The sequence below is a fragment of the Enterococcus sp. AZ063 genome (assembly GCF_051715045.1).
Lineage (GTDB): Bacteria > Bacillota > Bacilli > Lactobacillales > Enterococcaceae > Enterococcus_D > Enterococcus_D casseliflavus.
Map to the genome: position 1 here is coordinate 410321 of NZ_JBIOTA010000001.1, position 13081 is coordinate 423401.

General features: G+C 42.0%; 17 protein-coding genes. 14 read left to right on the plus strand and 3 right to left on the minus strand.

Annotation, left to right across the window (positions count from 1 at the left end; translation table 11 throughout):
* The first annotated feature begins 112 nt into the window (after positions 1-112).
* From IGK61_RS01930 to IGK61_RS01960, 7 genes are all read left to right on the plus strand, one after another.
* On the plus strand, positions 113-1252 hold the full coding sequence (locus IGK61_RS01930) for a cysteine desulfurase family protein (protein WP_074535345.1): 1140 nt from the start codon (positions 113-115) through the stop codon (positions 1250-1252).
* Positions 1253-1320: 68 nt separating this feature from the next.
* Positions 1321-1662, plus strand: coding sequence for a DUF1831 domain-containing protein (locus tag IGK61_RS01935; RefSeq protein ID WP_005232263.1), 342 nt, complete (start codon positions 1321-1323; stop codon positions 1660-1662).
* A gap of 177 nt (positions 1663-1839) precedes the next feature.
* Positions 1840-2685: an aldo/keto reductase gene (locus IGK61_RS01940; RefSeq protein ID WP_074535344.1), complete on the plus strand. Its 846-nt coding sequence runs from the start codon at positions 1840-1842 to the stop codon at positions 2683-2685.
* 41 nt (positions 2686-2726) lie between these two features.
* A complete protein-coding gene (locus IGK61_RS01945; protein WP_005227234.1) occupies positions 2727-3332 on the plus strand; it encodes a metallophosphoesterase in 606 nt (201 codons plus the stop codon).
* A gap of 205 nt (positions 3333-3537) precedes the next feature.
* Entirely contained in the window at positions 3538-4101 is a 564-nt protein-coding gene (gene amaP, locus IGK61_RS01950; protein ID WP_060792382.1) for an alkaline shock response membrane anchor protein AmaP, read from the plus strand.
* Positions 4102-4112: 11 nt separating this feature from the next.
* Positions 4113-4307, plus strand: a complete 195-nt coding sequence (locus IGK61_RS01955) for a DUF2273 domain-containing protein (RefSeq protein ID WP_005227236.1) — start codon at positions 4113-4115, stop codon at positions 4305-4307.
* 56 nt (positions 4308-4363) lie between these two features.
* Positions 4364-4882 (plus strand): Asp23/Gls24 family envelope stress response protein, encoded by a 519-nt coding sequence (locus tag IGK61_RS01960; protein ID WP_005227237.1) that lies wholly within the window; start codon positions 4364-4366, stop codon positions 4880-4882.
* A gap of 85 nt (positions 4883-4967) precedes the next feature.
* On the opposite strand, the gene IGK61_RS01965 is transcribed toward IGK61_RS01960, so the two are convergent.
* Positions 4968-5681, minus strand: a complete 714-nt coding sequence (locus IGK61_RS01965) for a C39 family peptidase (protein WP_074535343.1) — start codon at positions 5679-5681, stop codon at positions 4968-4970.
* Positions 5682-6095: 414 nt separating this feature from the next.
* On the opposite strand from IGK61_RS01965, the gene mnmA reads away from it, so the two are divergent.
* Positions 6096-7214, plus strand: coding sequence for a tRNA 2-thiouridine(34) synthase MnmA (mnmA, locus tag IGK61_RS01970; protein ID WP_074535342.1), 1119 nt, complete (start codon positions 6096-6098; stop codon positions 7212-7214).
* 123 nt (positions 7215-7337) lie between these two features.
* Here the strand turns inward: mnmA and IGK61_RS01975 are convergent, their stop codons facing one another.
* Both IGK61_RS01975 and IGK61_RS01980 read right to left on the minus strand, forming a co-directional pair.
* On the minus strand, positions 7338-8294 hold the full coding sequence (locus IGK61_RS01975) for a 1-phosphofructokinase family hexose kinase (RefSeq protein WP_074535341.1): 957 nt from the start codon (positions 8292-8294) through the stop codon (positions 7338-7340).
* The gene (locus tag IGK61_RS01980) at positions 8291-9052 is read right to left on the minus strand and encodes a DeoR/GlpR family DNA-binding transcription regulator (protein WP_005227243.1); all 762 of its coding nucleotides are present in this window, start codon (positions 9050-9052) and stop codon (positions 8291-8293) included. Before IGK61_RS01980 ends, IGK61_RS01975 begins: the two co-directional genes overlap by 4 nt.
* 281 nt (positions 9053-9333) lie before the next feature.
* Between IGK61_RS01980 and IGK61_RS01985 the strand changes: the two genes are divergently transcribed.
* From IGK61_RS01985 to IGK61_RS02010, 6 genes are all read left to right on the plus strand, one after another.
* Positions 9334-9795, plus strand: a complete 462-nt coding sequence (locus IGK61_RS01985) for a PTS sugar transporter subunit IIA (RefSeq protein WP_060792379.1) — start codon at positions 9334-9336, stop codon at positions 9793-9795.
* Between the two features lie 20 nt (positions 9796-9815).
* A complete protein-coding gene (locus IGK61_RS01990) occupies positions 9816-10115 on the plus strand; it encodes a PTS sugar transporter subunit IIB (RefSeq protein WP_005227245.1) in 300 nt (99 codons plus the stop codon).
* Positions 10116-10151: 36 nt separating this feature from the next.
* Positions 10152-11543 (plus strand): PTS galactitol transporter subunit IIC, encoded by a 1392-nt coding sequence (locus IGK61_RS01995; protein WP_074535340.1) that lies wholly within the window; start codon positions 10152-10154, stop codon positions 11541-11543.
* A 28-nt stretch (positions 11544-11571) separates the two neighbouring features.
* Entirely contained in the window at positions 11572-11823 is a 252-nt protein-coding gene (locus tag IGK61_RS02000; RefSeq protein ID WP_008376154.1) for a hypothetical protein, read from the plus strand.
* A gap of 17 nt (positions 11824-11840) precedes the next feature.
* On the plus strand, positions 11841-12593 hold the full coding sequence (locus IGK61_RS02005; protein WP_010748701.1) for a class II aldolase/adducin family protein: 753 nt from the start codon (positions 11841-11843) through the stop codon (positions 12591-12593).
* A 154-nt stretch (positions 12594-12747) separates the two neighbouring features.
* A complete protein-coding gene (locus IGK61_RS02010) occupies positions 12748-13038 on the plus strand; it encodes a hypothetical protein (protein WP_254777442.1) in 291 nt (96 codons plus the stop codon).
* Positions 13039-13081: the final 43 nt, after the last annotated feature.

Below are 13081 nucleotides of genomic sequence, written 5' to 3' on the forward strand. Positions count from 1 at the left end.
ATCATTGGCGATTTTTCCGCTTTTGACTGACAGGTTTTTTCGTATGGACACTCACGATAGACGTCTGAGGAAGATTTGTTATAATGGCAGTAATGAAGGATAGGTGAAAAGAATGGTTTACTTAGATCATGCAGCAACGACACCGCTGCATCCAGAAGTGATCAAAGTGATGAGTGAAACGATGCAGACATTTTTTGGCAATCCATCAAGCATTCATCATTATGGTCGAGACGCCCACACCCAATTAGAATTGGCTCGTCAAGCGATCGCTCAGCAGCTAGGAGTCAAAGAACATGAGATCATTTTTAATAGTGGTGGTACCGAAAGTGATAATACAGCAATCATCGGTACAGCCCTTAGCAAACAAGCACAAGGCAAACATATCATTACGACCCAGATCGAACATCCGGCGGTCATTGAGAGTATGCGCTATTTAGAAGGCTTAGGCTTTGAGGTGACCTATTTGCCCGTAGATCAAAAGGGGCAGTTGGCCGTCAGTGAAGTTGAGGCTGCCTTACGTCCCGATACGATTTTAGTATCCATAATGACGGCAAACAATGAAACGGGCAATTTGCTGCCGATTGCAGAAATTGGGGCCCTTTTACGGGAGCATCCCGCCGTGTTTCATACCGATGCCGTGCAAGCTTATGGCAAGATCCCGCTTGAAATCAATGAAAACAGTATTGATCTTCTAAGCATTTCTGCTCACAAAATCAACGGACCAAAAGGGATCGGCTTTTTGTATAAACGAGATGGCTTGACGCTGCCTGCGCTACTCCATGGCGGCGAGCAAGAAGAAAAACGGCGAGCAGGGACGGAAAACTTAGCAGCCATCATGGGAATGGCCAAAGCAGCTTCTTTGCATACCCCCGAAGCGCAGCAAGCAGCGGCGGAACAATATCAAACGTTTGCCGATGTACTGATGGAGACCTTAGCAGCACAAGGCGTCGATGTTCAGTTGAATGGTGATCCAGCACACAAATTGCCGCATATTTTGAATCTGCGTTTCCCAGGTGTCAGCAGTGACTTGCTGCTGATGAAATTGGACTTAAAAGGGGCTGCGATCTCGACAGGCAGCGCTTGTACGGCGGGCAATGTTGAACCCTCACATGTGCTCGAAGCGATGGTGGGCAAAGAGCATCCAGCTATTCGGGAATCGGTCAGAGTCAGCTTTGGCTATGGCAACACATTGGCGGAAATCGAAGCATTTGCTCTGCTATTAGCAGAAACTGTCTTAGCAACGAAAAAGTAGGAGAACAGCTAGCAATCTCGCTGAAAACTATTTATAATGAAAGAAATGATGTTAAAGAGGTGAAGAACATGGCATTTGAAACAACAGCAACCGTTTTAGGCGCAGCAACCCAATACCGCATTGCTCCTGAAGCAAAAAAATATACGTTGCGGGACAATGGCTTTACAGAAACGAACGGCGGCAACTTCCAATTGATTCGCGGCCTTGAAGCAACACCCCAAAGCAAAGAAGGCTTTAAATTAAAAATCACTGTTGCAAAAGATCTGCAAACCTTCAAGATGTCCATCACGACAGCCAATGGGTTAAAAGCAGTCAACATTTTCAAAGATGAACAGCACAAAATGCTGCAAGAAAAATTTTACTTTTTAATGGATGGTTTTATCAGCCGCGGGTTGTTTGTCAAAGCGTAAGCTTTTGCCAAAAGCAGCTATATCATTCAAAAGGCAAGAAGTGTGTCACTCCGCCAAGCAGGCATGGGATTGATACACTTCTTTTGTATCTTTGGCGGTTTCTTTTTATACTATAGAAAACAAACCCTAGGTGTTCGCAGGAACAGGATGAGTTAAGACGAGAAAGAGGGAATCAAGATGAAACGAACCTTAAACAAGCAATCAGTGCTAGCCGTCGGCATGGGGACTTGGCATATGGGGGATGACCCAGCCAAGGAAAAAGCCGAGATCGATGCGTTGCAAGCGGGCATCAAAGCTGGAGCGGCTGTCATCGATACCGCAGAAATGTACGGCGAGGGAAACGCAGAAACGCTAGTTGGCAAGGCGATCCAGCCCTTTACACGAGGGGATCTTTATTTGATTTCAAAAGTCTATCCCTGGAATGCCTCCGCAGATGAATTGCCGAAAGCTTTAGACCGCAGCTTAGCGCGTTTAGGCACCGACTATCTTGATCTGTATCTGCTCCACTGGCGAGGAGATGTGCCGTTAGCAGAAACAGTTGACGCACTAGAAGCTGCCAAAGCCTCTGGAAAAATTCGCGCATGGGGCGTCTCTAATTTTGACGTGGCAGATATGGAGGAGCTGTTGCGGTTAGAAAACGGCGATCAATGTGCCGCCAACCAAGTACTCTATAATTTAGGTGCCCGGGGGATCGAATACGATCTTTTGCCTTGGCAGGCAGAGGCTGAGATTCCTGTGATTGCCTACTCACCCATTGCTCAAGGCGATCGGCTAGGGCACCACTTCAAAAATGATGAAGTGTTGAAAGAGCTGGCAGAAGCCAAAGGCTGCACGATCTTTCAGCTGCTTTTGGCATGGACCCTTCGACAACCCCACGTCTTAGCGATCCCCCAAACCAGTGACTCGCTGCATATGCTGCAGAACATTGAAGCTTGCAAAATCGTTTTTTCCCAAAGCGAATTGGCAGCAATCGATGCGCGGTTTCCTGCACCGACGAAAAAGCAGCCGCTAGCGATGATTTAAAGACGCTGATCACAGAAAAAGCACCAAGGTAAGGAGCGACTATGAAATTTTTTACGTCTGATACCCACTATTTTCATGCAGCCTTGCTCGGGGACAATGACTTTGCCCCACGCCCCTTTGAGACAGTGACGCAAATGCATGAAACGATGATCGCCAGCTGGAATGAGGTCGTTGCGGATAAAGATGTCGTCTATCATTTAGGGGATGTCGCGATGCACCCTGATTACGAAGCGGGCTTTCCAGAAATTGCTGCGCTGTTAGCACAGCTGCAGGGCAAAATCGTTTTTATCAAAGGCAATCATGATACCCGAGCTTTCTTTGCGTACTTGCGCAAGCATGATCCTGGTTGTTTGGGAGCCGAAAAGTATGCGTTTGAAGATGTCGGTGTCTTGCTGAAGTTTGCTCATCAGCAATTTATACTGACCCATTATCCTATGCTGCTGGGGATCACCAAAAACAGCCGTAATCTGCATGGGCATATTCATCATCACAGTGTACCGATCGCTGAGAATCTCAACGTAGGAGTCGATGCACCAGAATTGGCGTTTCTGCCACAGCCGCGTCCTTTTGGTCGGCCAGTTTCCGAAAATGAACTGGCGGTGTTGTATCATGCAAAACAACAAGAACTTACTAAGCTGGCTCGTTAACAGATAACAAAAAAAGCAAGCGTCCAAACAGATTTGGGCGGCTTGCTTTTTTTGTGATGACTTTGACAGCAAGCTTTGATTAAGGAAATTTTTTTGATAAAAATAAACTTTATATGTAAAAAATAATCGATTCCAAGAGTTATTATTTGATGGATATTTAAGAAATGTGTATGCTTTAAGTAGAAAGCAGTAAAGGAGGTTGCCAATGCGTAAGATTTCTAAAGTGATTTTTATCATCGGATTGCTTTTACTCTTACTTGTCTTTTATTTTGGGATCATCGCCAATCAGCAAGCGGCTTCATTGCCTGTTTACTTGATTCCTTTGGATGAATATCCTTGGGTCGGATCTTCCATGAGTATGCTGCTCTTTTGGTTATCTGTTGGCTTTGCCATTTTTACCGTGATCGCGCTCTTTGTCGTTTTGTTTTATCCAAAACGTTCGGACCGCTTGATCATTTCCCATAAGACAGGCGATTTAGTGATTCAGAAGAAGGCGTTAGAGCATTTTGTGCTTGAACGGGTGAAACAAGCAGATTTCATCCATCAGCCATCCGTAAAAATCAAAATCGTCAAGAATAAAGTATCCGTAAAAATCGATGGAGAAATGAAACAAACAGCAGCCATCCCGCAAAAACAAGAAGCATTGGTTGGTGAGATCAGCAGCAGTCTGCAGCAGCTTTTCGGTATCGAAAGCAATATCCAAACGGAAGTTGTTTTAAAAGATACGCAAGAAACGCCAGCAGCCCATGACCAGCCGCGTGTAGTTTAGGAGGAACAGGTATGAGTGAATGGTTCTACCACTATAAGATCCCGCTTATCTTTGCAGGTTTCGGTTTGATCCTAGCGATCCTGTTTCTAACGATCGGCTTTTTGAAAACCATACTGCTGGTGCTGTTTACGGCACTAGGTATGTATCTGGGATTTTATCTCAAAGAAGTCGGATTCTTTGAACAATTTCAAAGACCGCGCCGTTAACTTTGGTAACATTATTAGTTTAATTTATATCAAGATTATAGTAGGAGGAATGTACGATGGAAAACCAAACAAAACCAACAACAGGTGTTAAAGGAGAATTAACTTACGAAGATAAAGTGATTCAAAAAATCGTAGGCATTGCATTAGAATCTGTAGACGGACTCTTAACAGTCGATGGCGGTTTCTTCTCAAATATTGCAGGTAAATTAGTCAACACCGATGATGTGACTTCAGGGATCAACGTTGAAGTTGGGAAAAAACAAGTAGCAGTCGATCTTGATATCGTTGCAGAATACGGCAGCGACATGACCACGATCTACGACCAAATCAAAGAGGTTGTTTCAACACAAGTCAACAAAATGACGAATTTAGACGTCATCGAAGTAAACGTGAACGTAGCAGATGTCAAAACACGTGAACAATTCGAAAAAGACTCTGAAACAGTTCAAGACAAAGTAAGCAGTGCGGCAGAAACAACTGGCGACTTTGCGTCAAAACAAACACGTAAAGCCAAAGGTGCCTTCAACCGGACAACGACGCGTATTCAAGAAAACAACGAACCACGCGTTCAATAATAGCAAGATAAGCAAAAGACTAGCTTCGGCTAGTCTTTTTTGTCGCAAAAATGGCGTGTTTTTGCAGCTTCAGCCGGTCAGAACATCAAAGCCAAAAGCTCCAATAATGGATTCCTTCTGCTTGAAAGACATCGTTAGGATAGCTTTTCTCATAATGGGCTTTTTCGGGGGAATCATTAGGATCGAATACTTGAATCGCTCCTTCTTTGTTCAAAGCCAATACCATGATATGTCCTGAGGTCGTAAAGGTTCCTGCTTGAACCGAGACCACAACGGGGATGCCTTGTGTCATTTTCTCATAGGCAGCCGCAAAGGAACTTCCTAAATCGGCAAATTGGTAACCAAAAGCTTCGGCAAACTGAGGAAAGATTTGCCAACTCGTTCCTTGTTTGGGAAGATAAAATTGATCGCCAGCCCACTTTAATAGTTTGTCAGGATTCGACGGATGATCCGTCCAAAAAGAATCGATCATCGCTAAAGAAGCAATAGCGCACCCGTTTGCTGCAAACGTATTTTGCGTTTCTCCATATCCATATGTGTTATTGCCCCAGCGTTGATCGGTTTGTACAATCAACGGCACTTGCTGCGTGTCTGCCATCGCTTGTTGAATCGCTTGATTGGCTTGGCGAGTGAACTCTTTTGAGACAAGCGCTGTCTGATCAAATTCAGCATCCCTGACCTGATCAATCACGTAATGAATGACAAAAATACCACCGATGAGAAAAAGTAGTAGCGCAAGGCTCTTTCTTTTCTTTCCGTCGTTTCTCCTAGTTTTCGATATCCCTGTGTGTGATCTCATGAAATGCCCCTCCTCGTAAAGTAATATCTAAGAGAAGTATAGTCTTTTTCTGATAGCGGCATTTCTACATTTCCTGAAGAATTCCATACGATTTTATGACAAACGACTGTTTAAAAGGTAAAATGCGGCTTCTTAGCATTCGCTTATCTAGTTGTCTTTGAACAATGGGAGTCGTTTGGACGGCTATCGATAAGATACACAAAAAGCAGCGCTTCTTCTATTGGTCTGAATGGGGGGGAAGAACGGACAGCGGGTATCCTCCAGATGACTTTTCTAAAAAAGGAATTTATAAGAAAAGACAGCAAACAGTGAACTTTTTTGTGTTTTGTTGTATAATGCAAATTACTGAAAAGTTGCGACCTTCAAATCGTAGATGATTTCAGAATCTATAATTGAAATGATGGTGAAACGATCATGTCTAACGAAAACACCCGTGTGGTGGTTGGAATGAGTGGCGGGGTAGACTCGTCAGTAACAGCACTTTTGCTGAAAGAACAAGGGTATGATGTTGTCGGGATCTTTATGAAAAATTGGGATGATACCGATGAAAACGGTGTTTGTACCGCAACAGAAGACTACAAAGACGTAGCCAAAGTGGCTGCGCAAATCGGGATTCCTTATTATTCAGTGAATTTCGAAAAAGAATATTGGGACCGTGTATTTGAATATTTTCTTGCAGAATACCGTGCCGGACGGACGCCAAATCCAGATGTCATGTGTAACAAGGAAATCAAGTTCAAAGCCTTTTTGGATTATGCGATGGATCTTGGTGCCGACTATGTAGCAACTGGCCATTATGCGCAAGTGACCGTTGATGAAAACGGCGTGACTCATATGTTGCGAGGCGTGGATAACAACAAAGATCAAACGTATTTCTTAAGCCAATTGTCACAAGAACAATTGAGCAAAACCATGTTCCCACTAGGCGGCATGGAAAAATCAGAAGTACGAGCGATCGCTGAACGGGCCGGTCTAGCAACAGCCAAGAAAAAAGATTCCACGGGTGTCTGCTTTATCGGAGAAAAGAATTTCAAACAATTTTTGAGTAATTACTTGCCAGCGAAAAAAGGCAATATGGTTACATTAGATGGCGAAGTCAAAGGACAACACGATGGCTTGATGTACTACACCATCGGACAACGTCAAGGCTTAGGCATTGGCGGCGGCGGTGCTACCCAAGAACCATGGTTTGTAGTAGGAAAAGACTTAGCGACCAACACTTTGTATGTGGGACAAGGATTCCATCACCCCGCATTGTATGCAGATCGCTTGGAAGCAAGCCAAATCCACTTTACTACAGAACAAGACCGCGGCACAGAATTTTCATGCACAGCAAAATTCCGCTACCGTCAACAAGATGTACCGGTAACGGTGCGTCTATTAGATGGAGATCGAGCAGAAGTGATTTTTGACGAACCAGTCCGCGCCATCACTCCTGGACAAGCAGTCGTTTTTTATGACGGGGTGGAATGCTTGGGCGGCGGTTTGATCGATGCAGCCTATAAAGAAGCCAAAGAATTACAATATGTTTAACCACTAACACAATCAGCCCTAGCTAAGAACACTGAACCAATCAGTTGCACTTAGCTAGGGCTTTTTTTATTTGTACCAACGAATGTTTTGCGTAATCAAGAGAACCAAAAAATAGGTAGCCGATTATTCTTTGATCTTGAAAAGGTGGATCTGTTCGCTAAATGTAGCGACTTGTGCAGGATTGATCGTACCGTTTGTTTTCGAAAGCGCATTAGACATGCCACAAGCCATCGAATAGGTCAATGCTTGTTCCATTGGATACTGTTTATTCAATGCAACAGCCATGCCACCAACAGTTGAATCGCCACAGCCAGTCGTATTAACGATGGCGATTTTAGGGATCTCGATCTTATAAAAAGTCGACTGATGTTTAACGATTGCCCCATCGCCGCCTTGAGATATCATGACGGTGTCGATTCCTTCGAAAAGAGTGCTTTCTAAGACAGAGAAAATGTCTTGAGATGAATGTAATTTTTGACCTATTAGCTCTTCCAATTCCTGTTGATTCGGTTTAATAAAATTCGGACGAGCATTCGTGTGAGTCAAACAATTTTTTAGTTGTTCACCTGCTATATCCATGAGGATTGGTACCTGCTCACCTAATGTCTTACGGATGAATTGAAGCAATTGATCGTGAAAATGCCCATTATCAGAATTTACTGATCCAGAAATACAGACGACCGTGATGGGATGTTGTTCAATTAATGCTGCAAGGTGTTGGTAAAAAAGTTGTTCGTTTTTCTCCGATAGATAAAGTCCTTTTTCTACTAGCTCTGTATGGGTGTTACCGTCATGCATGATCGTGATCGCATTGCGAGAATTACCATCGATGGTTAGGAAATCCAATACATAACGTTCTTCGGCTAGTAAAGAATCAAGGATCGTTTTGCCTACAGGTCCACCTAAAATACCTGTCAATAAAACGTCTTCCCCAGATTGTGCGATGACTCTGCCAGCATTGATACCTTTTCCCCCAATCGATGTATGTGGGTTATCTACCCGATTTACTTGATCCAATTTCAACGAAGGAACCAAATAGTTGTAGTCCATGGAAGGGTTCATTGTGATGGTTAAAATCATTTTTGTTCCTCCTTGAGGATCTCTGTAAAGGAGCGATAATACTCAAAAGTAGTCTCAGAAAGTTTATCATCAGTGATCAAATAATCGATATCTGAAAGTGAGTAAAAGGTGTAAACGTCGGAGCGATTAAACTTGGAACTATCCGCAACGATGCATTTTTTGCGGGAATGCTTGAAAGCGACTCGTTGAATCGAACCTTCAACAAGATTCGCAGTGGTGATATTATTTTCAAAGATCCCATTTGTAGCAGCAAAAGCGATATCGATATTTAAATTTTCAAAACTCTTCTCTGCCGTTTCCCCATAAAATTCTTCCGTCGTGCGGGAAAATTCTCCGCCTGTCAATAAGACACGATAGTCTGTGTTGTAAATCAAATAATTAAAAGCAAGCAAACTATTTGTGATCACGAATAAGTTTGCTTTTTTTAGTTCAGGTAAAGCGTGAAGCATCGTAGTTCCAGCACCGATATAGATAGTATCGTTGTCTGAAATGATACTGTTCATCACTTTTCCAATGAATTTTTTTTCAGCAACATTCGTATCGATTTTTTCTTGAGTAGAAAGCTCGTGTTCGATTTTTTCGAGTTTTTGGGCGCCACCATAGATTTTTACCAATAAAGATTGATTCGCTAACTCTGTAATATCTCTACGAATGGTCATATCGGAAACGTCTAATGTTTTGGCTATTTCTGCAATGGATAAGTAATCGTGCTGATTCACTAGCGCTAGAATTTTTTCTTGCCGTTCTTTCTTTAACATAGTTTCACCTCTGGTTGATTAACGATTTTTTTAAGTTTCTTTTTCAACTGTCTTCTTTATACATTAATTAATAGCATTTACTTTTGGAAAAAGCAAGGATAAATGTTCATCTTTGTTAAAGTTTGATAATTTTATGTGTCGATAAAAGTAACCAGTTTGGAAAAAATACGAAAAGAAAGCGTTGACAAGAAAAATTAACTATTGTATATTTACATTGTAAAACACATTATAACAAAGTTTAACAATGTTTATCATTAAAGTTGAACAAGGAGGAAGAATAGGTGGGCTATACGAGCATGTTTGATGAAAGGCTGATTTTTCTCGACGTGGAAGGAGAGGAGTTGAAAGAGCTATTTGAAGAGATAGCCAAACGATTACAGGAACAAGGTTTTGTGAATGAACAGTATGTAGAAGGATTACTAGCAAGAGAACAAGCCTTTCCAACTGGGCTGATTACACAGTATTTGAATATTGGCTTGCCTCATTCAGAACCAGCGTATGTCGAAAAGCCTTTTATAGCGATCGTGCGTCTGAAAAACGAGGTGAAGATGAAGCAAATGGGTGACAGTCAAGAAATGCAGGTCAAGAATCTCTTTTTTCTAGGGATCAAAGAACCAAAAGAGCAAGTCGGCTTACTGCAATCGTTAATGGCATTATTTATGGATGAAGGATTTGTAAAGGCATTCATTGGGACACAAGAAGTACAGGCAATTTATCAATTAGTTACACAGTATACAAAATAAAATTTTTGGAGGGATTCAAGATGAAAAGAAGATTGATCGTAGCATGTGGAAGTGGCGTTGCAACAAGTCAAACGATCGCAAGTAAAATTGCTGGGATGCTTGAAGATGACGGGATCGATTTCCCCGTTGAAGCAGTTGATTACAAGTCGATCCAAAACGAATTGCCGTCGACAGGAATTTATGTGTATGTTGCACAGCCAGATGATGAAGTATTGGAAAAAGCGGCTGAGCTAGGTGTACACGTTTTTGCTGGAATTCCGTTTCTTACAGGTATGGGTATGGATACGATTTATGAAGAAATCAAAGAATTGATTGGCTAGCACAAAACATCCTATCAAAAGAAAGAAGTGAAAAAAATGCAAGTATTTCAAGACATTATCAATTATATTTTAGGTTTAGGTTCCGCTATTTTTGTGCCGCTAATCATTTTAATCCTAGGCTTGGTTGCAGGGATGAAATTCAAAAAAGCCTTTATGTCTGCGATCACGTTAGGTATTGCTTTTACTGGGATGTCGATGGTCATCGGCTTTATGTCAAATGCAGTTAGTCCAGCTTCCGAAGCATTGGCGAAAAATACTGGCTTGAACTTGCCTGCGCTAGATTTAGGTTGGACAGGAGCAGCAAGTATCACCTGGTCATGGTCTTATGCATTTGTTTTCTTTGCCGTCGTTCTTGGTGTGAATTTTGTCATGTTGATTTTGAACTGGACCAAGACGTTGAATGTCGATATGTGGAATGTATGGGGCAAAGCGCTGACTGCCTATCTAGTCTACTTTATCAGTGGGAGTTTACTTGCTGGGTTTATCACCGCCGTCGTACAGGTTATCTTGGAACTTAAGATGGGGGATATGTTCCAACGCCACATTGAGGACTTGACTGGTATTCCTTTAGTAACAGTGACCCACTTGATGAATATTTCAGCAGTACTTTTATTACCGATCAATGTGATTATGGATAAAATTCCTTTCTTTAATCGACGTGCCGATACCAAAGCCTTAAAAAAGAAAATCGGCATCTTCTCTGAAAATTCGGTGATGGGCTTTCTCATAGGCTTAGGCTTGGGGTTAGCCGCAGCCTATGGCGTGTCAGGTTCATTGAATTTAGCTATTCAAATCGCGACGGCAATGGCTTTGTTCCCAATGATCTCAAAAATGTTTATGCAGTCCCTTTCACCACTTGCTGATGCAATGTCGGAAATGATGAAAAAACGCTTTAAAGATCGGGAAGTTTACATTGGGTTAGATTGGCCTGTATTAGCTGGTCGCTCTGAGATTTGGGTCACTGCTATCTTGTTGGTACCTGTATTTATTGGCTATGCCATCATCTTGCCAGGAAATGCTGTGTTGCCTTTAGCAGGAATCATTAACTATTCGATCGCAGTAGGTGGATTATTGCTTACCGGCGGAAACTTGGTTCGTATGCTGATCATGGGGGTTATTTCGATGCCAATCTATCTATATGCAGCTACGTATTTGACGCCGATCTTAACGGGCTTAGCAGATCGAACCGGCGCAGTAGAAGGGATACAAAAAGGGCAGCAAATCACTTGGTCTTCGATCGAAGGACCAGAATTTCGAATTTTATTTGCAGAAGCGTTTAAAGGAAATATCTTGGGTATCGTCGGTTCCGTTGTGTTTATCGCAATGTTTGTCTGGTTGTATAAATATATGAGTAAGGTAAAGGTACCAAGTCAAAGATATGAAGAACAAGGGACCCAATCGACGCATGTGCGTGCGACGAATGGCTAATATTTTCAAAAAGGAAAGGGCGACAGGAATGGGAAAGAGCGAAAAAATAAAATGGCAATTGCTTCTTTTTCTAGCAATTGGCTGCTATCTCTTAGCTTTGGTGACACAACAGTACCTATTTAATGTCGTAGCGATTGGTCTAGCAGTCTGTGTGTATAAATATGGCAGTCCAGTACTTTTTAAAGAATATGATGAACGGAAAAAGAAAAAAGAGGAAGAAGCAGCCAAAGTAAGAGAAGCTGTTCAAACAATCTTACGCAACAAAACGTTTGAAAAATAAAAAAGGTGGTCTTGAATATGTCAGATGGACGGATGATTTTTGAAAGAGAACGGGAAGATTTAGCACGAATCGTAAAATTGATTTTTACTAGGAAGAATACAAATGTTGCAGGCGGTAATTTTTCTTTTAAAACAACCGATGAAACTGGAAAAGAATACATTATTATGACACCAACTATGATGTCAGAAGCCTATTTAGGAGAAGTCTCACCAGCCCAGATTTTAGTCGTTGAGCCTCATACGAGAAAGGTGATTGATGGGGTAGGTCAGCTGACACGAGAAATCAACTTACACGAAGCGGTTTATGATACGAATCCAGCGATAAAAGCAGTCTTACATGCCCATTCTCCTCACTCGATGTTTTGGGCAACCGCCGGATTGGATATGCCTAACTTAACGGAAGCGACCCAAAAAATTGGCTATATTCCTGTACTAGACTTTGAACCTAATTGCTCACCAGAATTAGCAGAATTAGTTTCTGATTATATGAAAAAAGAACAACTCGCCTTACCGAATATGTTGCTCCTCAACAGTCATGGGGTACTGATCAGTGCGCCAGGAGCATCTGGCATCGAAGCAATCCATAAAGCTTTGCAAATATTAGATACCACGGAATGGAATGCGGAAATTGCCTATAAGCAAACGATTTTCCAATCTTTAGGCTTGTTAGATGGTTTTTACTCCAAAGGGAGACAAGTAGGAACCCTTGAAGACTTGAAAAAACATACACCGATTTATAATAAAGAAGAAATTTTTGCTGGTGGTGATTAGCCAGCAAGTAATCATCTTTTTCGATTGATAAAAATCCAAGAACATTCGTTTACGAGTTCTTGGATTTTATTTTTTTAGTCAAATTATGCTATAATTTAGATAGAAAATGAATGTTTTTGATGCATTGGCATTTTTAAAAGAAAGGAGGAGGAGCATGAATCGTACCAAAGCCAATCTCATGAAATGGGGGTTTGTCGTTAGTGTCGTAGGGATGGTGATGCTTCATCAGACTCAGGTCATTTCAAGCCAAATCAACCATCTTGCCTTAGCCGTACTATTGGGTTTAGCCGGGTATTTGCTTGTTTTTAAAAAGTTCTACTTTTTGTCCTCTCAGATTGCGGGGCATTCCGATCAGTATAACCAAGCAGAAGTCAAGTGGGGCAAAATTGCGGGAGTGGTCGCCTTCTGTATTGCGCTGATCAATTTGATTTTGGTCTTTGTGTGAGTGCGACGGAAAAAAAGCCGCCAAAAGAAATCTTTGGCGGAAA

What these genes read in the sequence shown, in the direction of transcription:
- IGK61_RS02000 (WP_008376154.1), top strand. Translation starts at nt 11,572, where the DNA reads ATGGGAAAGAGCGAAAAAATAAAATGGCAATTGCTTCTTTTTCTAGCA.
- IGK61_RS01965 (WP_074535343.1), bottom strand. Translation starts at nt 5,681, where the DNA reads ATGAGATCACACACAGGGATATCGAAAACTAGGAGAAACGACGGAAAG.
- IGK61_RS01945 (WP_005227234.1), top strand. Translation starts at nt 2,727, where the DNA reads ATGAAATTTTTTACGTCTGATACCCACTATTTTCATGCAGCCTTGCTC.
- IGK61_RS01995 (WP_074535340.1), top strand. Translation starts at nt 10,152, where the DNA reads ATGCAAGTATTTCAAGACATTATCAATTATATTTTAGGTTTAGGTTCC.
- IGK61_RS01955 (WP_005227236.1), top strand. Translation starts at nt 4,113, where the DNA reads ATGAGTGAATGGTTCTACCACTATAAGATCCCGCTTATCTTTGCAGGT.
- IGK61_RS02010 (WP_254777442.1), top strand. Translation starts at nt 12,748, where the DNA reads ATGAATCGTACCAAAGCCAATCTCATGAAATGGGGGTTTGTCGTTAGT.
- IGK61_RS01975 (WP_074535341.1), bottom strand. Translation starts at nt 8,294, where the DNA reads ATGATTTTAACCATCACAATGAACCCTTCCATGGACTACAACTATTTG.
- amaP (WP_060792382.1), top strand. Translation starts at nt 3,538, where the DNA reads ATGCGTAAGATTTCTAAAGTGATTTTTATCATCGGATTGCTTTTACTC.
- IGK61_RS01960 (WP_005227237.1), top strand. Translation starts at nt 4,364, where the DNA reads ATGGAAAACCAAACAAAACCAACAACAGGTGTTAAAGGAGAATTAACT.
- IGK61_RS01935 (WP_005232263.1), top strand. Translation starts at nt 1,321, where the DNA reads ATGGCATTTGAAACAACAGCAACCGTTTTAGGCGCAGCAACCCAATAC.
- IGK61_RS01940 (WP_074535344.1), top strand. Translation starts at nt 1,840, where the DNA reads ATGAAACGAACCTTAAACAAGCAATCAGTGCTAGCCGTCGGCATGGGG.
- IGK61_RS01930 (WP_074535345.1), top strand. Translation starts at nt 113, where the DNA reads ATGGTTTACTTAGATCATGCAGCAACGACACCGCTGCATCCAGAAGTG.
- IGK61_RS02005 (WP_010748701.1), top strand. Translation starts at nt 11,841, where the DNA reads ATGTCAGATGGACGGATGATTTTTGAAAGAGAACGGGAAGATTTAGCA.
- IGK61_RS01990 (WP_005227245.1), top strand. Translation starts at nt 9,816, where the DNA reads ATGAAAAGAAGATTGATCGTAGCATGTGGAAGTGGCGTTGCAACAAGT.
- IGK61_RS01980 (WP_005227243.1), bottom strand. Translation starts at nt 9,052, where the DNA reads ATGTTAAAGAAAGAACGGCAAGAAAAAATTCTAGCGCTAGTGAATCAG.
- mnmA (WP_074535342.1), top strand. Translation starts at nt 6,096, where the DNA reads ATGTCTAACGAAAACACCCGTGTGGTGGTTGGAATGAGTGGCGGGGTA.